Origin of the sequence: Plantactinospora sp. WMMB334 (assembly GCF_049179095.1) — a bacterium.
Taxonomy (GTDB): Bacteria; Actinomycetota; Actinomycetes; order Mycobacteriales; family Micromonosporaceae; genus Plantactinospora.
This window is the reverse complement of record NZ_JBMHME010000002.1, coordinates 3,003,829-3,022,672: the sequence shown is the minus strand read 5'-3', so window position 1 is coordinate 3,022,672 and position 18,844 is coordinate 3,003,829. Positions and strand designations below refer to the sequence as shown.

21 protein-coding genes are annotated in these 18,844 nt (G+C 72.6%); 14 read left to right on the top strand and 7 right to left on the bottom strand.

What is annotated here, in order from left to right:
* Positions 1–53: 53 nt before the first annotated feature.
* Positions 54–1,436: an aminotransferase class I/II-fold pyridoxal phosphate-dependent enzyme gene (locus ACN27G_RS12955; protein ID WP_421493048.1), complete on the bottom strand. Its 1,383-nt coding sequence runs from the start codon at positions 1,434–1,436 to the stop codon at positions 54–56.
* 170 nt (positions 1,437–1,606) lie between these two features.
* Here ACN27G_RS12955 and ACN27G_RS12950 point away from each other — a divergent pair, with 170 nt between their 5' ends.
* From ACN27G_RS12950 to ACN27G_RS12915, 8 genes are all read left to right on the top strand, one after another.
* Positions 1,607–2,446 carry a nitrilase-related carbon-nitrogen hydrolase gene (locus ACN27G_RS12950; RefSeq protein ID WP_421493047.1) on the top strand — a complete coding sequence of 280 codons (840 nt, stop codon included), beginning with the start codon at positions 1,607–1,609 and terminating at the stop codon, positions 2,444–2,446.
* Positions 2,447–2,474: 28 nt separating this feature from the next.
* Positions 2,475–3,878 (top strand): dihydropyrimidinase, encoded by a 1,404-nt coding sequence (gene hydA, locus ACN27G_RS12945; protein ID WP_421493046.1) that lies wholly within the window; start codon positions 2,475–2,477, stop codon positions 3,876–3,878.
* Positions 3,879–3,891: 13 nt separating this feature from the next.
* Positions 3,892–5,373, top strand: coding sequence for a CoA-acylating methylmalonate-semialdehyde dehydrogenase (locus ACN27G_RS12940; RefSeq protein WP_421493045.1), 1,482 nt, complete (start codon positions 3,892–3,894; stop codon positions 5,371–5,373).
* A 7-nt stretch (positions 5,374–5,380) separates the two neighbouring features.
* Positions 5,381–6,499 (top strand): TIGR03842 family LLM class F420-dependent oxidoreductase, encoded by a 1,119-nt coding sequence (locus ACN27G_RS12935; RefSeq protein ID WP_421493044.1) that lies wholly within the window; start codon positions 5,381–5,383, stop codon positions 6,497–6,499.
* A gap of 7 nt (positions 6,500–6,506) precedes the next feature.
* Positions 6,507–7,391: an ABC transporter permease gene (locus ACN27G_RS12930; RefSeq protein ID WP_421493043.1), complete on the top strand. Its 885-nt coding sequence runs from the start codon at positions 6,507–6,509 to the stop codon at positions 7,389–7,391.
* Complete coding sequence (locus ACN27G_RS12925; RefSeq protein ID WP_421493042.1) at positions 7,388–8,227, top strand: ABC transporter ATP-binding protein; 840 nt, start codon at positions 7,388–7,390, stop codon at positions 8,225–8,227. The genes ACN27G_RS12930 and ACN27G_RS12925 overlap by 4 nt, the downstream gene beginning before the upstream one ends.
* Positions 8,224–9,093: an ABC transporter permease gene (locus ACN27G_RS12920; protein ID WP_421493041.1), complete on the top strand. Its 870-nt coding sequence runs from the start codon at positions 8,224–8,226 to the stop codon at positions 9,091–9,093. Before ACN27G_RS12925 ends, ACN27G_RS12920 begins: the two co-directional genes overlap by 4 nt.
* An 85-nt stretch (positions 9,094–9,178) precedes the next feature.
* Positions 9,179–10,321 (top strand): ABC transporter substrate-binding protein, encoded by a 1,143-nt coding sequence (locus ACN27G_RS12915; protein WP_421493040.1) that lies wholly within the window; start codon positions 9,179–9,181, stop codon positions 10,319–10,321.
* A 94-nt stretch (positions 10,322–10,415) separates the two neighbouring features.
* Here the strand turns inward: ACN27G_RS12915 and ACN27G_RS12910 are convergent, their stop codons facing one another.
* Positions 10,416–10,622: a hypothetical protein gene (locus ACN27G_RS12910; RefSeq protein WP_421493039.1), complete on the bottom strand. Its 207-nt coding sequence runs from the start codon at positions 10,620–10,622 to the stop codon at positions 10,416–10,418.
* Between the two features lie 121 nt (positions 10,623–10,743).
* Here ACN27G_RS12910 and ACN27G_RS12905 point away from each other — a divergent pair, with 121 nt between their 5' ends.
* On the top strand, positions 10,744–10,983 hold the full coding sequence (locus tag ACN27G_RS12905) for a GntR family transcriptional regulator (RefSeq protein WP_421493038.1): 240 nt from the start codon (positions 10,744–10,746) through the stop codon (positions 10,981–10,983).
* 53 nt (positions 10,984–11,036) lie between these two features.
* Here the strand turns inward: ACN27G_RS12905 and ACN27G_RS12900 are convergent, their stop codons facing one another.
* A complete protein-coding gene (locus ACN27G_RS12900; RefSeq protein WP_421493037.1) occupies positions 11,037–11,960 on the bottom strand; it encodes an AEC family transporter in 924 nt (307 codons plus the stop codon).
* Positions 11,961–12,154: 194 nt separating this feature from the next.
* Here ACN27G_RS12900 and ACN27G_RS12895 point away from each other — a divergent pair, with 194 nt between their 5' ends.
* The 4 genes from ACN27G_RS12895 to ACN27G_RS12880 all read left to right on the top strand — a co-directional run bounded on the left by ACN27G_RS12895 (position 12,155) and on the right by ACN27G_RS12880 (position 15,051).
* A complete protein-coding gene (locus tag ACN27G_RS12895) occupies positions 12,155–12,772 on the top strand; it encodes a winged helix-turn-helix domain-containing protein (RefSeq protein WP_421493036.1) in 618 nt (205 codons plus the stop codon).
* Positions 12,773–12,880: 108 nt separating this feature from the next.
* Positions 12,881–13,522 (top strand): uridine kinase, encoded by a 642-nt coding sequence (locus ACN27G_RS12890; protein ID WP_421493035.1) that lies wholly within the window; start codon positions 12,881–12,883, stop codon positions 13,520–13,522.
* Between the two features lie 175 nt (positions 13,523–13,697).
* The gene (locus ACN27G_RS12885) at positions 13,698–14,096 is read left to right on the top strand and encodes a TraR/DksA family transcriptional regulator (protein WP_421493034.1); all 399 of its coding nucleotides are present in this window, start codon (positions 13,698–13,700) and stop codon (positions 14,094–14,096) included.
* A 73-nt stretch (positions 14,097–14,169) separates the two neighbouring features.
* Positions 14,170–15,051: a DUF72 domain-containing protein gene (locus tag ACN27G_RS12880; RefSeq protein WP_421493033.1), complete on the top strand. Its 882-nt coding sequence runs from the start codon at positions 14,170–14,172 to the stop codon at positions 15,049–15,051.
* An 81-nt stretch (positions 15,052–15,132) separates the two neighbouring features.
* On the opposite strand, the gene ACN27G_RS12875 is transcribed toward ACN27G_RS12880, so the two are convergent.
* From ACN27G_RS12875 to ACN27G_RS12865, 3 genes are all read right to left on the bottom strand, one after another.
* Complete coding sequence (locus ACN27G_RS12875; protein ID WP_421493032.1) at positions 15,133–15,684, bottom strand: hypothetical protein; 552 nt, start codon at positions 15,682–15,684, stop codon at positions 15,133–15,135.
* Positions 15,681–15,854 carry a hypothetical protein gene (locus tag ACN27G_RS12870; RefSeq protein ID WP_421493031.1) on the bottom strand — a complete coding sequence of 58 codons (174 nt, stop codon included), beginning with the start codon at positions 15,852–15,854 and terminating at the stop codon, positions 15,681–15,683. The genes ACN27G_RS12875 and ACN27G_RS12870 overlap by 4 nt, the downstream gene beginning before the upstream one ends.
* Before the next feature lie 208 nt (positions 15,855–16,062).
* Positions 16,063–17,259: a helix-turn-helix domain-containing protein gene (locus ACN27G_RS12865; protein ID WP_421493030.1), complete on the bottom strand. Its 1,197-nt coding sequence runs from the start codon at positions 17,257–17,259 to the stop codon at positions 16,063–16,065.
* 339 nt (positions 17,260–17,598) lie between these two features.
* Between ACN27G_RS12865 and ACN27G_RS12860 the strand changes: the two genes are divergently transcribed.
* On the top strand, positions 17,599–17,991 hold the full coding sequence (locus tag ACN27G_RS12860) for a DUF2267 domain-containing protein (RefSeq protein ID WP_421497318.1): 393 nt from the start codon (positions 17,599–17,601) through the stop codon (positions 17,989–17,991).
* 10 nt (positions 17,992–18,001) lie between these two features.
* Here ACN27G_RS12860 and ACN27G_RS12855 read toward each other — a convergent pair whose 3' ends face one another.
* The gene (locus ACN27G_RS12855; protein ID WP_421493029.1) at positions 18,002–18,751 is read right to left on the bottom strand and encodes a DUF72 domain-containing protein; all 750 of its coding nucleotides are present in this window, start codon (positions 18,749–18,751) and stop codon (positions 18,002–18,004) included.
* Between the last annotated feature and the right edge of the window lie 93 nt (positions 18,752–18,844).

Genomic DNA, 18,844 nt, shown 5'->3' with positions numbered 1-18,844 from the left:
CGCGCTCGACTGTCCGAAGAGTAGCGATCCCGGGCAATACCGGGCGGGGTGACTCAGCGGGTGGTGCGGCGCAGGGTGCGGAGGCGGCGGCCGCTGGCCCGGTGCGGCCCTCCGGCGGCGTCGGCAAGCAGGTCGGCCAGGTCGTCGAAGCCGTCCCGGACCAGACCGACGGTCAACCGTACGTGGTCGCCGCCGAGCGGCGAGACCGCGAACGGGGTGCCGGGGGCGACGGCGATGCCGTGCGCGGCGAGCGAGAGCATCGCGTGCTGCTGGTCGCGTACCGGGATCCACATGTTGATCCCGTCCGGGGTCGGGGCGTCGACGCCCCGGTGGGAGAGGGAGGCGGTGAGCACGCCGCGGCGGCGGGCGTACTCGCGCCGGGCGCCGGAGACGAACCGGACCGTCGCCGGGTCGGTGAGCAGGTCGAGCAGGACGGCCTGGAGCACCCGGCTGGACCAGCCGGGACCGAGCAGGCGCCGGTCGGCCACCGAGGCGACCAGGGCGGCCGGCCCGCCGACGGCCGCGAGTCGCAGGTCCGGGCCGTGGCTCTTGGAGTAGCTGCGGATGTGCACCACCTGGTCGGGGAGCCATTCGCCGAGCGAGACGGGCGCGGCGGAGGCGATCTCACCGGCGTGGTCGTCCTCGACCACCGCGACGGTGCGGCCGAGCGGATGCCGGGCGATCACCGCCGCCAGCTCGGCGGCGCGCTGCGGCGTCATCGACACCCCGGTCGGGTTCTGCGCCCGGGGCTGGAGCAGCAGCGCCACCGGGGCCCGGTCCAGGCCGGCGGTGAGCGAGGCGGGCTCGATGCCGGAGTTGTCCAGGGTGACGGGCACCGGCACCGCGCCGACGGTGTCGAGGAGGTCGAGCAGGGGCGGGAAGGTGGGGTTCTCCACCAGCACCCGGTCGCCGAGCCGGACGGCGGCGCCGACCACCCGGTCCACCCCGTCCAGCGCGCCGTCGACGACGGTGAGCTGCTGCGGTGGAAAGGGCCAGCGTTCCCGGAGCACCACCTCCAGCCGGGGCAGCACCGGCTCCTCCAGGTATGAGGTGGTGAGCCGGGTGTCGCCGATCCGGCGCAGCGCGGGCGCCAGGTCCGGCAGCAGGTCGTGGTCGGGTACGCCGGTGGAGAAGTCGTGCGGCAGCGTGGCCGGGTTGGCACTGAGCCGGGCGTACCGGAGGCTCTGCCGGAGTCGGTTGGGCGGCAGCACGAAGGTGCCGGAGCGGCCCCGGGTCTGGATCGCGCCCGCGCTGGCCAGTGAGCGCCACGCCTCGCTGACCGTGGTCGGGCTGATCCCGAGTTCGCGGGCGACGGAGCGGACGGTGGGCAGCCGGCTGCCGGGCGGCAGCTCGCCGGTCCGGACCAGTCGGCTCACCGCTGCGGCGACGCCCCGGGCCGTACGGTCGTCGATCGCACTGGCGATGAGCTGCAGCATGTTACTTCTCCGAAAAAATCAGTAACAAATTGGCCATTGTCCGGCTCCACTTGTGTCACTAAAGTCCTACGCCATCCGGTCGAAAAAGCAAAGGTCACGACAAGGTCAAGCAGACTCCATTCCCCGACGGGCGCCACCACCACCCGGGCAGGTGCCGAGGAGGTCCGACCATGGCAGAGATCATCCGCGCGGCCCTGGTGCAGACGACCTGGACCGGCGACAAGGAATCGATGATCAAGGCGCACGAGGAGTACGCCCGGCAGGCCGCCGCGCAGGGTGCCAAAGTCATCTGTTTTCAGGAACTCTTCTACGGCCCCTACTTCTGCCAGGTGCAGGACAAGGGCTTCTACGCGTACGCGGAAACCGTCCCCGGACCGACCACCGAGCGGTTCGCCGCGCTCGCCGCCGAGCTCGGCATGGTGATGGTGCTGCCGATGTACGAGCAGGAGCAGCCCGGCGTCCTCTACAACACCGCCGCCGTGGTCGACGCCGACGGCAGCTACCTCGGCAAATACCGCAAGACGCACATCCCGCAGGTGAAGGGCTTCTGGGAGAAGTTCTACTTCCGTCCCGGCAACCTCGGCTATCCGGTCTTCGACACCGCCGTCGGCCGGATCGGCGTCTACATCTGCTACGACCGGCACTTCCCGGAGGGCTGGCGGGCGCTCGGGCTGGCCGGCGCGACAGTGGTCTTCAACCCCTCGGCGACCAGCCGGGGGCTCTCGGCCTACCTCTGGAAGCTGGAGCAGCCGGCCTCGGCGGTGGCCAACGAATACTTCGTCGGCGCGATCAACCGGGTCGGGGTCGAGGACCTCGGCGACAACGACTTCTACGGCACCTCCTACTTCGTCGACCCCGAGGGGAAGTTCGTCGGGGAGGTCGGCGACGGCCACGCACCGGAGCTGATCGTCCGCGACCTCGACCTCGGCCTGCTCGCCGAGGTACGCGACAGGTGGGCCTTCTACCGGGACCGCCGCCCGGACGCCTACGACAGCCTCGTCCGGCCGTAACCGGCGCTGGCAGGGGAAGGGGCAGCTCATGACACTGCTGGTCAGCGGCGGCACCGTCGTCGGGGCGACCGGGACGCACCCGGCCGACGTCCTCGTCGACGGCGAGACGATCGTCGCGCTCTACGCACCCGGCCGGGCCCCGGACGGCGACCACCAGGTCGTCGACGCCACCGGGAAATACGTGATCCCGGGCGGGATCGACGCGCACACCCACATGGAGTTGCCGTTCGGTGGCACCAACGCCTCCGACACCTTCGACACCGGCACCCGGGCGGCGGCGTACGGCGGCACCACCACCATCGTCGACTTCGCGGTGCAGCGCACCGGCGAGGTGGTGCAGGACGGGCTGGCCGCCTGGCACGCCAAGGCCGACGGGAACTGCCACGTCGACTACGCCTTCCACATGATCCTCGGCGGGGTCGACGACGACGCGCTCAAGGCGATGGACATGCTCGTCGCCGACGAGGGGATCAGCAGCTTCAAGCTCTTCATGGCGTACCCGGGAGTCTTCTACTCCGACGACGGCCAGATCCTCCGGGCGATGCAGCGGGCCCGGGAGAACGGCGCCATGATCATGATGCACGCCGAGAACGGCATCGCCATCGACGTGCTCGTGCAGCAGGCCCTGGCCCGGGGCGAGACCGAGCCGATCCACCACGGCCTGACCCGGCCGGAGGCCCTGGAGGCCGAGGCGACGCACCGGGCGATCCGGCTCGCCGAGGTGGCGCAGGACTGCCCGCTCTACATCGTGCACCTCAGCGCCAGCCAGGCCCTCGCCCAGGTGGCGGCGGCCCGGCACGCCGGCCGGAACGTCTTCGCCGAGACCTGCCCGCAGTACCTCTACCTGACCCTGGAGGACCAGCTCGGCGCCCCCGGCTTCGAGGGCGCCAAGTGGGTCTGCTCCACACCGCTGCGCAGCCGGCACGAGTCGCACCACCGCGACCTCTGGCAGGGGCTGCGCAGCAACGACCTGGCGGTGGTCTCCACCGACCACTGCCCGTTCTGCTTCAAGGACCAGAAGGAGCTCGGGCTCGGCGACTTCTCGAAGATCCCGAACGGCATCGGCGGGGTCGAGCACCGGGTCGACCTGCTCTACCAGGGCGTGGTCGACGGCAGGCTGACCCTGGAACGCTGGGTGGAGACGATCGCCACCACCCCGGCCCGGATGTTCGGGCTCTATCCCCGCAAGGGCGTGCTGGCCCCCGGCTCCGACGCCGACATCGTCGTCTACGACCCGGCCGGGCGGACCACGATCGGTGTGCAGACCCACCACATGAACATGGACCACTCGGCGTACGAGGGCTACGAGATCGCCGGCCGGGTCGACACCGTGCTCAGCCGGGGCAGCGTGCTGGTCGCCGACGGCACCTACCACGGGCGGCGGGGGCACGGGCGCTACCTGCGGCGCGGACTCTCGACGTACCTGAGCTGAGGTGGGTGAGCTGATGCGGACGATTCCACACTGGATCGACGGGGTTGAGGTGCCCGGCACCGGGGACCGGCGGCTGCCGGTCCACGACCCGGCGACCGGGCAGCGGCAGGCCGAGCTGGTCGCCGCCACCGACGCCGAGGTACGCGCCGCGGTCCGCTCCGCCGCCGCCGCGCAGCCCGGCTGGCGGGCGGCGTCACTCTCCCGGCGCGCCGAGGTGATGTTCCGGTTCCGCGACCTGGTGGACGCCAACCGGACCGAGATCGCCACCCTGCTCTCCGCCGAGCACGGCAAGACGGTGGCGGACGCGGCCGGCGAGGTCGCCCGGGGCTTGGAGAACGTCGAGTTCGCCGCCGGCGCCCCGCACCTGCTCAAGGGCGGCTACAGCGAGCAGGCGGCGACCGGGGTGGACGTCTATTCGATCCGGCAGCCGCTCGGGGTGGTCGCCGGGATCACCCCGTTCAACTTCCCGGCGATGGTGCCGATGTGGATGTTCTGCACCGCGCTCGTCGCCGGCAACACCTTCGTGCTCAAGCCGAGCGAGAAGGACCCGAGCGTCTCACTGCTCCTGGCCGAGCTGCTGCGCCGGGCCGGGCTGCCGGACGGCGCGTTCAACGTCGTCCAGGGCGACCGGTCGGCGGTCGAGGCGCTGCTCGCCGACCCGGGGATCGCCGCGATCTCCTTCGTCGGCTCCACCCCGGTGGCCCGGTCGATCTACACCGCCGGCACCGCCGCCGGCAAGCGGGTGCAGGCGCTCGGCGGGGCCAAGAACCACATGGTGGTGCTGCCGGACGCCGACGTCGGGGCCGCCGCCGACGCCGCCGTCTCGGCCGGGTTCGGCTCGGCGGGGGAGCGCTGCATGGCCGTCTCGGTGGTGGTCGCGGTCGGCGCGGTCGCCGATCCGCTCGTCGCGGCGATCGCCGAGCGGATGGCACGGATCCGGGTCGGCCCGGCCAGCGACCCCGACGCCGAGATGGGACCGCTGATCAGCGGCGAGCACCGGGACCGGGTACGGGCGTACCTCGACCGGCCCGGCGGGAAGGTGGTGATGGACGGGCGGACGCTGCCAATCGCCGACGGGCCCGGGTTCTTCCTCGGCCCGTCCCTGGTCGACGACGTCTCGACCGACTCCGGCTACTACACCGACGAGATCTTCGGGCCGGTGCTCTCGGTGGTCCGGGTCGACAGCTACGCCGAGGCCGTCGCCCTGGTCAACGCCAACGAGTACGGCAACGGCACCGCCCTCTTCACCCGGGACGGCGGCGCGGCCCGGCGCTTCCAGTACGACGTGGTCTGCGGCATGGTCGGGATCAACGTGCCGATCCCGGTGCCGGTCGCCTACTACAGCTTCGGCGGCTGGAAGTCGTCGCTCTTCGGCGACCTGCACATGTACGGCCCGGAGGGGCTGGCCTTCTACACCAGGACAAAGGTGGTCACCTCGCGCTGGCCAGACCCGGCGACCAGCGAGGTCGACCTCGGCTTCCCGAAGGTGCGGTGAGCGGCCGATGGACATCGGAGTGGTCTTCCAGTGCGACCCGCCGGCCCGCGAGGTGGTGTCACTCGCGAAGCGGGCCGAGGCGGCCGGCTTCAGCCACGTCTGGACCTTCGACTCGCACCTGCTCTGGCAGGAGCCGTTCGTGATCTACTCGCAGATCCTCGCCGAGACCGAGCGGGTGATGGTCGGGCCGATGGTCACCAACCCCGGCACCCGGGACTGGACCGTCACCGCCTCCCTCTTCGCCACCCTCAACGAGATGTACGGCAACCGTACGGTCTGCGGGATCGGCCGGGGGGACTCGGCGCTGCGTACCCTCGGCTATCCGCCGACCACCATCGGGGAGCTGCGGGACTGCGTCACCGTCATTCGGGAGCTGGCGCACGGGCGCACCGTCAGCTACCGGGGGCGGGAGGTCAGCTTCCCGTGGGTCAGCGGCGGCGCGCTGGAGATGTGGGTCGCCGCGTACGGGCCCCGGGCGCTCGCCCTGGCCGGCGAGGTCGGCGACGGCTACATCCTGCAACTCGCCGACCCCGACATCGCGGCCTGGATGATCGGCGCGGTCCGGCGGGCCGCCGAGCGGGCCGGCCGGGACCCGGCGGCGATCAGGTTCTGCGTCGCCGCCCCCGCCTACGTCGGCGACGACCTGGCCCACCAGCGCGACCAGTGCCGCTGGTTCGGCGGCATGGTCGGCAACCACGTCGCCGACATCGTCGCCCGGTACGGCACCGCGGGCGCCGGGTCCGGCTCGGGTGCCGCCGGCTCCGGGGCCGGCTCCGGTGCGGTGCCGAGGGCGCTGACCGACTACATCGCCGGGCGGCGCGGCTACGACTACGCGGAGCACGGCCGGGCCGGCAACACGCACACCGACTTCGTACCGGACGAGATCGTCGACCGGTTCTGCCTGCTCGGGCCGGTCTCGGCACACCTGGAGAAGCTCGCCGCGCTGCGCGAGCTCGGCGTCGACCAGTTCGCCGTCTATCTCCAGCACGACGACAAGGCAGGCACCCTGGCCGCGTACGGCGAGTCGGTCATCCCGGCGCTGGGCGGGACCGCACCGCCGGCCGGAGCGCCGGAAGCGCCCGCACCCCGGTCCGGGGTCGTCGACGTGCCGGCGACGGCGGGCTGAGCCGGGTATGCCCAGCTCGCCTCGCGGCTGGCGGGCCCGGGTCCGGGTGTCGGCCGGCGCGCTCGGCGCGGTGCTGCTCGGCGCGCTGCTCTGGGAGGGCTACAAGGCGGTCGGCGATCCGGACGGCACGATGCTGTTCGGGGTCCGGCTGCTGCCCCGGGCCGACGACGCGGCCATGCCGCACGTGGCCGAGATCCTCGGCCGGTTCGCCGATCCGGAGCTGGCCGGCGGCGAGCCGGTCGGGCTGGTCGTGCTCCGGGCCGCCGCGTTCACCCTGCGCGGCGTGGCGGTCGGCTTCGCCGTCGCCGTCCTGGTGGGCGCGGCGCTGGCCGTGCTGATGCAGCGGTTCCGGGTGGCCGAGCGGGGGCTGCTGCCCTACGTGATCCTCTCCCAGACCGTGCCGCTGATCGCGCTCGCCCCGGTGATCGCCGGCTGGGGCGGGCGGCTCTCCATCGGCTCCCGGCCGTGGGAGCCGTGGATGTCGGTGGCGACCATCGCGAGCTACCTGGCGTTCTTTCCGATCGCCGTCGGGCTGCTGCGCGGGCTCCAGTCTCCGGCCCCGATCGCCGAGGAACTGATGCGCAGCTACGCCGCCGGCTGGTGGCGCACCCTGGTCAAGCTGCGGCTGCCGGCCGCCCGGCCGTACCTCTTCCCGGCCCTGCGGCTGGCCGCGGCGGCGGCGGTGGTCGGCGCGGTGGTCGGGGAGATCTCCACCGGCACCCGGGGCGGAATCGGCCGGCTGGTCATCGAGTACTCCCGGGAGGCGACCACCGACCCGGCCAAGGTCTACACCGCGCTGCTCGGCGCGGCGCTGCTCGGGCTCGCCGTGGCCGGCGCCGTCGGCCTGGCGGAGCTGCTGCTGACCCCCGGACGAAGGGTCTCGACACGGTGACGGGTACGACGGAGGGCACGCTGACCGGCGAGAGTGGACAGTCGAGTGCCGGTGTGGTGCCGGCGGTCGAGCTGCGCGGGGTGACGAAGGTCTTCAACGCCGGCCGCCCGGACGAGGTGACCGCGCTCGACGGCGTCGACCTGACCGTCGGCCGGGGCGAGTTCGTCAGCCTGATCGGCCCCTCCGGATGCGGCAAGTCCACCCTGCTCCGGCTGGTGGCCGATCTGGTGCCGCCGACCGCCGGCACCGTCCGGGTCGCCGACCGGTCGGCCCGGCAGGCCCGTCTCGACCTGGCCTACGGCATCGCGTTCCAGCAGGCGGGGCTCCTGGAGTGGCGGACGGTGGCCCGCAACGTCGAACTGCCGCTGGAACTGCGCGGCCTGTCCCGGCGGGCCCGGCACGCCAAGGCGCGCGAGATGCTCGACCTGGTCGGGCTGGCCGACTTCGCCGGGCACTATCCGGACCAGCTCTCCGGCGGGATGCAGCAGCGGGTGGCGATCGCCCGTGCGCTGGCGGTGGACCCGCCGCTGCTGCTGATGGACGAGCCGTTCGGCGCGCTGGACGAGATGACCCGGGAGCGTCTGCAGGACGAGCTGCTGCGGATCTGTGCCCGCAGGAGCACCAGCACCGTCTTCGTCACCCACTCGATCCCGGAGGCGGTCTACCTGTCGGACCGGGTGGTGGTGATGTCCGCCCGTCCCGGCCGGATCGTCGAGGTCGTCGAGGTGGCGGTGGGGGAGCGGACCGAGGCGACCCGGCAGTCGGCGGCCTTCTTCGCCGGCATCACCCGGGTCCGGCAGGCGCTGCGCGGCACGGCTCCCGGAGCCTCCACATGACGGCGGCGGGTGGGGGATCGGCGACCCGGGTCGATCCGACCCTGGCGGTGGATCCGACCGCCCCGGTCGGGGCCCGGCGCCGACGCCGGAGACGGGGTGCCGGCGCGCTGCTCCGCTCGGCGTGGCCGCCGTTGCTGGTCGGGCTGGCCGGGCTGGTGGTCTGGGAACTGGCGGTGACGCTGGGCCGGGTGGCGCCGTTCATCCTGCCGGCGCCCTCCCGGATCGGCGCGGAGTTCTGGGACAACCGGGCCACCATCTGGCAGGTCGGGCTGGCCAGCGGCGGCAACGCCGCGGTCGGGCTGCTCCTCGGCACCCTGGTGGCACTCGCCGCCGCCATGCTGGCCAGCCGCTTCGGCTATCTGGGCGAGGTCTCGCTGCCGGTCGCGGCGGCGCTGAACGCGCTGCCGATCATCGCCCTGGCTCCGATCCTCAACACCATGTTCTCCTCCACCAGCAGCATCCCGCGCCGACTGGTGGTGGCGATCGTCGTCTTCTTCCCGGTCTTCCTCAACACCCTGCGCGGGCTGGCCGAGGTCGACCCGGTGCACCGGGAGCTGATGCACAGCTACGCGGCCGCCGGCTGGACCTTCACCCGGCTGGTCCGGCTCCCCGGGGCACTGCCGTTCGTCTTCACCGGGCTACGGCAGGCCGCCTCGCTCTCGGTGATCGCCGCCGTGGTGGCCGAGTACTTCGGCGGGCGGCAGGACGGGCTCGGATCCCGGATCACCTCGGCCGCCTCCTACACCGCGTACCCGCGCGCCTGGGCGTTCGTGCTCGGTGCCTGCGTACTCGGTCTCGTCTTCTATCTCGCCGCCCTCGGCCTGGAACGCCTCGCGATGCCCTGGCGCGCGCGGCGGCCCGGCTGAGCCGACCCGCCTGGCACTCGCCCGCCCGGCGCAGCCCGACCCCGGGGCCGACCGGCCCCGTACGGAGTTCACCGCTGGAGGATCGATGCGAACATCGGCACGTCGCGGCCTCGTCGCCGGAATTCTGAGCGTCGCCCTGCTGGCCGGCTGCGGGACGGCGGACCCCGCCGGCACCCCGGGCACGGGTTCGGGCGGCACCACCCCGGTCAGGTTGCAGTTGCAGTGGTTCGTCCAGGCCCAGTTCGCCGGCTTCATCGCAGCCGCCGACCAGGGCTTCTACGCCGAGCAGGGCCTGGACGTGCAGATCCTGGAGGGCGGCGTCGACATCGTGCCGCAGACCGTGCTGGCGCAGGGCCAGGCGGACTTCGCGGTCGCCTGGGTGCCGAAGGCGCTCGCCTCCCGGGAGCAGGGCGCCGCGATCACCCAGATCGCGCAGATCTTCCAGCGCTCCGGGACCTATCAGGTCAGCTTCGCCGACAGGGGGATCAGGTCGCCGGCCGACCTCCGGGGGAAGAAGGTCGGGAACTGGGGCTTCGGCAACGAGTTCGAGCTCTTCGCCGCGATGACCAAGGCCGGGCTCGATCCCGGCCGGGACGTGACGCTGGTGCAGCAGCAGTTCGACATGCAGGCCCTGCTGCGCGGCGACATCGACGCCGCCCAGGCGATGAGCTACAACGAGTACGCCCAGCTGCTGGAGGCGAAGGATCCGAGCACCGGGCAGCTCTACCGGCCGGAGGCGTTCACGGTGCTGGACTGGAACACGGTCGGCACGGCGATGCTCCAGGACGCGGTCTGGGCCAACGGCGAGCGGCTGGCGAACGACGAGGCGTACCGGGAGATGGCGACGAAGTTCCTGGCCGGCACGCTGAAGGGGTGGATCTACTGCCGGGACAACGTGTCGCACTGTCGTGACCTGGTGGTGAAGCGGGGCTCCAAGCTGGGCGCCAGCCACCAGCTCTGGCAGGCGAACGAGGTCAACAAGCTGGTCTGGCCCTCGCCGGACGGCATCGGGACGATCGACGAGGCGGCCTGGAACGCCACCGTCGACCTGGCGCTGACCACCCGCAACCAGGACGGCCAGACGGTGCTGACCAAGCGGCCGGAGTCGGCGGCGTACACCAACGACCACGTCCGGGCGGCGCTGGACCAGCTCCGGGGCGCCGGTCTCGACGTCACCGGCGCCGGATACCAGCCGACCACTGTCACCCTCAACGAGGGCGGCGCCTGACCGGACGCCCTGCTCCCGGGTGGCTCTCGAGTCGGGGCCACCCGGGACGGGTAAACAGAATCGGCTCGTCCGGGCGAGCCTGCCGGTGGTCGAGTCATCCACGGCAGAAGAAGACCCGCAGGTCATAGAGAGCGGTGGGTCCGTCCCCGGAGTCCTGGACGGAGAGCCGAAGGTGCTCCGACCGGACCAGGAGCTCGCGTCCCGGCCCGGAGCCCAGATCGATCCAGACCTTCACCGGTCCGTCCGCCGGCAGCGTACGGGGCCCGACGACCATGACCTCTGTCGGCTTGAACGCGACCACCTCGGCCTCCCTCGGCTCGCATCGGGCCGTACGCCGACGTTAGCCCCATCCTGTCTATCCTGTCCATAGAAAGGACAGGATAGACAGGATGACTCGGACGGACAGGTGACAGCCTGACGGCATGATCGACCCATGGTCACCGCGCTCATTTGCCGAGCAGGTGGCCGACGCACTGCGGGCGAAGATCGACAATGGCGAATGGTCACCCGGCTACAAGCTTCCCGGCGAGGTGACGCTCTCGCAGACCTACGGTGTGGCGCGTGGCACCGTGCGGGCCGCGCTCGACCTGCTGCGCGAGGAGGGCCGGGTCGTGACCTTCACCGGACGCGGAACGTTCGTCACGCCCGGATCGGAGACCTGAGGGTCCAATGGCAATTGCCGGAACGTCGGTGGCTACCGGGAGCCGTTGACGCGCTAGCCGAGCAGGGCGGCGATCGCGGCGAGCGAGACGGCGGCGGCGACGGTGGAGAGCACCACGGCGTCCCGGGCGAGCGGCTGGGCCTGCCCGTAGTGGGTGGCGAAGACGAAGACGTTCTGTGCGGTCGGCAGCGCCGAGGTGACCACGGCGGCCAGCAGGACCGGACCGGTCAGGCCCAGCCCGAACCGCGCGATCGCGTACGCCAGCACGGGCTGCACGACGATCTTCAGTCCGACGACGACGAACCGCTGGACGGCGCCGGAGCCACCCGCCAGTGGCCGGGCGCCCGGCAGTGACATGCCGAGAGCGAGCAGCGCCAGCGGGACGGCGGCCGAGCCGACCAGGTCGAACGGGCGCAGCAACTCGGCCGGCGGATCCCAGCCGGAGACCGAGATCAGCAACCCGGCCGCACTGCCGAGCATGATCGGGTTGCGGGCCGGCAGCAGGGCCAGCCGGCGTACCGAGAGGCCCCGGCCGGCGGTGGTGGCGTCGAGCACGCCGAGGGCCAGCGGTGCGGCCAGCAACACCTGGAAGATCAGGACCGGGACGACGAAGGAGACGTCGCCGAGCACGTACGCCGCGACCGGCAGCCCGAGGTTGGCCGCGTTGACGTACGAGGCGCAGAGGGCGCCGACGGTCGCCTCGCCGGGCGGGCTGTGCCAGCCGAGGCGGGCGACGAGGAGATAGAGCGCCGCCACGATCAGGGTGCTCAGCACGAAGACTGCCAGCGCCGGGGTGGCCAGATCGGCCACTGTGGAGCGGGCGAGCGTGCCGAGCAGCAGCGCCGGGGTGGCGATCAGGAAGACCAGCCGGGCGATCACCACGGTGCCGTGCGGCCCGAGCAGGTTGGTGCGGCCGACGAGGTAGCCGACCAGGGTGACGGTCCAGATCACCCCGAACCCCGTCACCACACCCCGCATGCCGACCATCCTGACGGGTCAGCGGAGGGTGTCGTGATCTGGTACTAAGAGCGAGCACGTGATTCCAATCAGTTTGTCGTTTATCACATTCATGCATCGTCGTGTCCCCTTGACCCCCGCCCCGCCGGCCGGAAGCATCGATTCCAGCGGCGGTTCTGGCCGAGGGGACGCCGGAGCAGCAGCCAAGGAGAAGCATGTCGGTCAGCCCCGCCTCGTCGCGTACCGGTTGGCACAGCGCCCAGCCGGCCGGACCAGGCCGCCCGCCTGTGGCGTCGCGCCGCCCGGCCGCATCTCCGGTGCCGACATTGACGGTGACGCTCTCCATCCCGCTGGTCGGCAGCGAGGAGATGTTGACCCCGCCGGCCCGCCGCCTGCTCGAAGCGGCACGCGAGCTGGTCGAACGGGGCGAGGCCACCATCACCGGCGGCCTGCTCGGTCCGACCGACCGCCGTGCCGAACCGGCCGCCCCGCGACCGCCGGCCCGGTCGGCAACCGGCACCGCCGTCGCCGTGCCGGAGCTGCGGATCCTCGCCGCCTCCCGGACCGTGCTGCTCGGTGGCGAGCCGCTGCCGCTGACCCGCCTCGAGTACGACCTGCTGACGCACCTGGTCGCACACCCCCGGCGGGTCTTCACCCGGTTGCAGTTGCTGACCGCGGTCTGGGGCTACGAGCACACCGGGGTGCGCACCGTCGACGTGCACATCCGGCGGCTGCGCGGCAAGGTCGGCGACGTGCCGCTGATCACCACCGTCTACGGGGTCGGCTACCGGCTCGCCGACGACGCCGTGGTCACCATCGACCGCAACGCCTGACCCGGGCGGCGGTGACCCGGGCAACGCCCGATCCGGGCAGTGCCTGACCCGCGCGGCTGCCACCTCCCCGGCGGCCGGTGCGGCTCCTGGCCGGGGCAGGATGGTCGGATGAGGGTCCGCCCGATCAGCCCGGAACTGCTGGTGGAGGAGTTGGCCGACCGGCTCGCCGCCGAGGAGGGTGGCGCCGGTCGGCTGCGGGTGGCGGTCGACGGCCCGCCCGCCGCCGAGCCGGGGCGGCTCGCCGAGGCGCTGGTCGACCCGCTGCGGGTGCGGGGCCGTCCGGCGGTCCGGATCGACGCGGCCGACTTCCTCCGGCCGGCGTCGCTCCGCTACGAGCAGGGGCGGACCAATCCGGAGGCGTACTACCTCGGCTGGCTCGACGAGGCGGGGCTGCGCCGGGAGGTGCTCGACCCGGCCGGACCGGCGGGTACGGGGCGGATCCTGCCGTCGCTCTGGAACGCCGAGACCGACCGGGCCACCCGGGCGGAGTACCTCCGGTTGCCGCCCGGCGGGGTGGTCCTGGTGAGCGGTCCGCTGCTGCTCGGCGGCGGCCTTCCGTTCGACCTGGCGATCCATCTCGTGCTCTCGCCCGGTGCGCTGGCCCGGCGTACGCCCGAACCGGAACGGTGGACCCTGCCGGCGTTCGCCCGCTACGCCGACGAGGTCGTCCCGGCGAGCTTCGCCGACGTGGTGATCCGGCTGGACGACCCGCGACACCCTGCGCTGGTCGAGCCGGAAACCGTCCGCTGACCCGGTGGCGTCCGCCGACGGTGCCGGTTGCTGAGAGCCGGCCGGTGCGGGGGCGGAGAAATTGGCGGTTTGCCGCCCGTGGCGGTGGGGTAATCGCGCTGCTCATGACGGAGCGACCCGGACAATACCGTCCAGGACCGCAGATCCGTTCCTTCGACGGAAAGGCAGGCAGCGCATGCTCGTCAACGAGGCAATCGGCACCCGCCGCTCGGCAGCCGACAGCGACCAGATCCGCCGCGCCCTGCAGGCCCGCTACGACGAGCTGACCGTCGAGTACGACGAGGCGTTGACGCAGAGCCAGGTGCTCCGACTGGTGGAGGTCGGCGACACGGCCGGCGACGACCAGGCGGACAGCGGCACGAAGACGGCCGAACGGGACACCGCGCAGTCACTGCTGCGGACGATCCTCGACCGCCGGGCCCAGTTCGAACACGCGCTGAGCCGGCTGGACGAGGGGACGTACGGCTGGTGCGAGGGCTGCGGCGACTCGATCCCGGTGGAGCGGCTGGAGATCTTCCCCTCCGCCACCACCTGTGTCACCTGCAAGCAGTCCCGGGAACGCCGCGCCGCCTGAGCCCAGGCGACCGGCGACGAGGGTGGAACGCGTCCGGCTTGCCGGCCCCGGCCGGGGCGGGTGAACTGGAGGCATGGGCGAGATCAGGGTCGGCACCGCGTCGTGGACCGACCGCACCCTGCTGGAGTCGGGTTGGTATCCGGCGAGCGCGGACACTCCGGAGCGCCGGCTGGCGCACTACGCGAGGCGGTTCCCGCTGGTCGAGGTCGACGCCACCTACTATTCGCCGCCCGCCGAGCGGACCGCCGAGCTGTGGGTGGCGCGTACGCCGGACGACTTCACCTTCAACGTCAAGGCGTTCAGCCTGCTCACCGGGCACCCGACCCGGGTCTCCGCGCTCTACAAGGACCTGCGGCCGGAGACCGACAAGAGAAACGTCTACCCGGGTGACCTGAGCGCGCAGGCGTACGAGGAGGTCTGGACCCGGTTCCTCTCCGCGCTGGAACCGCTGGCCGGGGCGGGGAAACTGGGCGCGCTGCTGTTCCAGTTTCCGCCCTGGTTCACCATCCGGCGCGACAACAAGCAGTACCTGCTGGAGGTGCGGCGGCGCTGCGGGCCGCTCCGGCCCGTCTTCGAGTTTCGGCACGCCTCCTGGTTCGCCGAGGGCAACCGCGACGAGACCCTGGACTTCCTCCGCGAGCACGAGCTGGCGTACGTCTCGGTCGACATGCCGCAGGGGCACCGCTCGTCGGTGCCGCCGGTGCTGGCGGCCACCGCCGACCTGGCGGTGGTGCGGTTCCACGGGCACAGCGACAAGTGGACCAGCAGGGACATCTACGAGAAGTTCGGCTACCGCTACTCGCAACGGGAACTCGCGGACTGGGCGCCCAGGCTGCGCGAACTCGCCGACCAGGCGACCGAGACGCACGTCCTGTTCAACAACTGCTACCGGGACTACGCCCAACAGAACGCATCGACCCTGGAAGGGATGCTGAACAGCGGAGATACCGACTGACCGACCAGCTCCCGGAGTAGCGCAGCGCTCCTGATTCCGACAACCCACGTCGCCCAGCGGTGGTCCGGCTTCCGGCCCGGCTCACTCGTCGCCCCGAATCTCGCGGACGATCCGGTCCACCTCGCCGAGCGCCTTCGGCCCGGCCGGCCACCGGCCGACCACGTCATCGAAGACCACCGGCACCGCCGCGTCCTCGGCCGGACATCCGGTCGGCGTGCACTGTGGGCAGCCGTACCCCTGATGCTGCCGCACCACCCGCCGCGCCTCAGCCAGGTCCGGCGCGAGGACGTCCACGACGGTCCGGGGCCCGCCGGTCCGCTCTCCGGCGACGTGCGGCCACGCGGTCGCGATCTCCAGCGGCTCGCACTCCTCCAGCAGGCACGGGGAGCAGAGCCGGTCGTCGCCCGGTGCGTGCACGTCGGCGATCCGCCGCGCGGCGGCGGTGATCGCGGCGTACAGGGTCGGGTCGATCGGCTCACCGGCGAACGCGACGACCTTGACGGCGGTCTCCAGCAGCCAGCAGCGCCGTTCCCGGCACTGGGTGCAGGGTGCGGGCGGATCGGTGGCGTGGCCGAGGACGATCCGCTGCGCGGTGTCGATCGCGAGTCCGGGTGGTCCGTCGGCGGGGTTCACACCAGCCGCCGCAGGCCGGTCGGGATGGCGGTGGTGGTGAGCCGGTCGAGCCGACGGTGGACGGCGGCGAGGAGCTGGAGACAGCCGCCTCGGGGTGCGCAGTCGGGGCAGTGGTGGCCGGCCCGGTGCTGGCGTTCGATGAGCGAATCGCGGGTCAGGGCGGTGTCCACGTCGGAGCCTCCTTACGCCACGGCGCCCCGGAGCACTGATCTCGGGACGCCGCTCGGTGGGCAAATGGGGGCCGACCCGGAGACCTCCGGGGGAAGGGGACCCCGGGCCGGCCGGGACGCCGGTACGGGCTCCCGACCAGCGTCCCTGCACGGAGACGGTAGGAGAGATCACCACGAGCCACGGGGACAGACCGTCCCCGTGGGACACCTACCCGCCGACGCCGATCGCCAGCGCGAGTTCCCGGGCGTCCTCGCCGACGGTGCCCCGACGACCGGACAGCTCGATCACGGCGACCCGGGCGTCCGGCCGGTGCCGCACGGTGTCGACGCTCTCCCGCAGCGCCCGGCCGAGCAGATGAACGGCGGCGACCTCCTCCCGCCGGAGCAGGTGCGCCCGCGCGGCGTCGACCAGGTGCGTGGCCCGGCGGGTCCGGGACGGCAGCGCCGAGTAGTCCACCTGGTCGGCCCGGCGGACCGCCTCACCCGGGCGCACAAGGTCGATCTCCACCGTGACGCCGTACGCGTCGACGGCGGCCGGGCCGAACATCAGCCAGGGGTGTGCGTAACCGGCGCCGAGCCGGCCGGCGGTCTCGTCGGCCAGGTCCCACGCCCGCCACGCCTGCCCGGCGCGTCCGGCCTTCGCGTGCCCGAGCGCCAACCCGAGCTGGAGCTGCCCCCACCGGGCCGCCGTCCCGCCGCCAGTGGCCGGGTCGAGCAGGGCCGCAGCATTGGTCAGCACCTGCTCGGCGGCGTCGACCTGCGCCGAGGACCGGTAGACGTGGGCGTAGTACCAGGCAGCGACCGCGACCGCGCCCGGGGCGTCGGCATCCTGCGCGGCCTGAATCGCCCGGTCGGCGGCGAGCCAGACCAGTTCCGGGTATGGCTGGTTGGCCATGTAGAGCTGCGCCAGGTGGTAGACGCGGGCCAGCTCGACCAGGGCGGCCCGCCGGTCGGTCCCGTCGAGCCGGCGCACCGACACCCGTGCTTCGTCGAGCAGATCGGGAAGCACGGCGGCGACCGCACTCCGCTCGGTGGTCGACCGGTGCCAGAGGCTCCACGCCTGATCCACTCGGCCGCGCAGGGCAGCGGCCGGGGTCGGGGCGCCGGCCGACAGGGTGGTCCGCTGCATCGCCGTGGCGACCTTGTCGATGGCGGGGTGGCCGGCCCGGGTCACGGAAGTGACCGGCACCGCCTGCTCGCCGGTCAGCTCGGCCAGGTCGCCGATGTCGAGCACCTCGGCGAGGCGGATCAGCATCGGAAGCCGCGGGGTGAGCAGCCGGCCGTTCTCTACCGCCTTCACCCAGTCGGCGGATCGCCCGACGAGTCCGCCGAGAACGGCTCGGCTCTTGCCGGCGCGTTCGCGGTGGGCACGGAGTCGGGCACCGAAGGTCGCGGGCTCGGTCATCGTGGCTCCCAGGTAGAGGACTGGGCGGCGGCCCCGGCCTCTACCCCGGCAGGCCGCCACCTTGGACGGTACACCCGTGCGTGCGACGGATCACTGGCGACGGCCCTCGATCCGCCGAGTTCGACCAGGCACACGCTGACCCGACCACAAGCCCGTCGACGGACAGCGGGAGCAGGTACGGGGGTCGCCCTGCTCCCGCTCGGCCGGCACCGGATTCACCCGGTCGGGGTGAGCGGGCCTCACCCCCGCAAGGGCGAGCATGGCAAGGGTGGGCAGTAGCCGAGACGGGACGGGGGATCAGTCGTGCCGAACAATTCGTACTCGGTCTTCGAGTCGTCGATGGACAAGACCAACCTCATCCTCAAGGAGATCGAGCAGGCGTACGGGTGGCCGAAGGAGCGCCGCAACCAGTCGTACGCGGCCCTGCGGACCGTACTGCACCTGCTCCGGGACCGGCTCCCGGTGCAGGAGAGCGCGCACTTCGCGGCCCAGTTGCCGCTGATCGTCCGGGGCGTCTACTTCGAGGGCTGGGATCCGAGCGTCGTCCCGATCAAGCTGAACCGGGAGGAGTTCCTCTACGAGGTGCGTGCCGGTTTCCCCTTCGACGTCGAGGGTGGCCCGGCGACCGTGGTGAACACGGTGCTGAACGCGCTGCGGCGGCACGTCACCGACGGCGAGTGGGACGACGTCAGGTCGAGCATGCCGAAGGACCTCGCCACGATCATGTCGTAGGCGGGGTGGTTCACGGCGCGCGGCCGATCGGGACGTCGCGGTGGCGGGCGAGCCCGGCCAGCGCGGCCGCGTCGGCGAGCGCGGCGCCGCCCGGGTCGTTGTTGAAGTAGACGAAGACCGGCTCGGCGCCGGAGAAGGCCGCGCCGATCCGGTCCAGCCAGGAGCGCAGCGCGGTCCGACCGTACCGGGGTCGCGGCTCGGCGCGGCCCTCGTGCAACCGGAGGTAGCCGAAGTCGGCGGTGCGCCACAGCGGGGTGACCGGCCGGCCGCCCCGGTCCGCCCAGCAGAGCGCGGCACCGTGCCGCTCCAGCACCCGCCGGGTCTGCTCCGTCCACCAGGACGGGTGCCTCGGCTCGACCGTGACCCGTACCCCGGACGGAAACCGGGCGAGCACCTCCGACAGCGCCGGCAGGTCGGCCCGGAGGTTCGGTGGCAGTTGCACCAGCACCGGGCCGAGCCGGTCGCCGAGGGCGCTGGCCCGGTCGAGGAACCGGGCGACCGGTTCGGCGGGGTCCCGCAGCCGCTTGATGTGCGTCAGGTAGCGGCTCATCTTGACGGCGACGCAGAAGTCGTCCGGGGTGCGGGCCCGCCAACCGGCGAAGACGTCCCGCTCGGGCAGCCGGTAGAAGGCGTTGTTCAGCTCGACCGTGCCGAAATGCTCGGCGTAGTGCTCGAGCCAGCGCCGCTGCGGCAGGCCGGCCGGATAGAACCGGTCGCGCCAGTCGCGATACTGCCACCCGGACGTGCCGAGAAGAATCATCCCCGGCAGTATGCCGGCTCACCCCGCCCGTCCGCCCGGCGAGCGCATCGGACGCGGCGAGTGCATTCAGTGTGGCGAGTGCGGCCCGGCGCC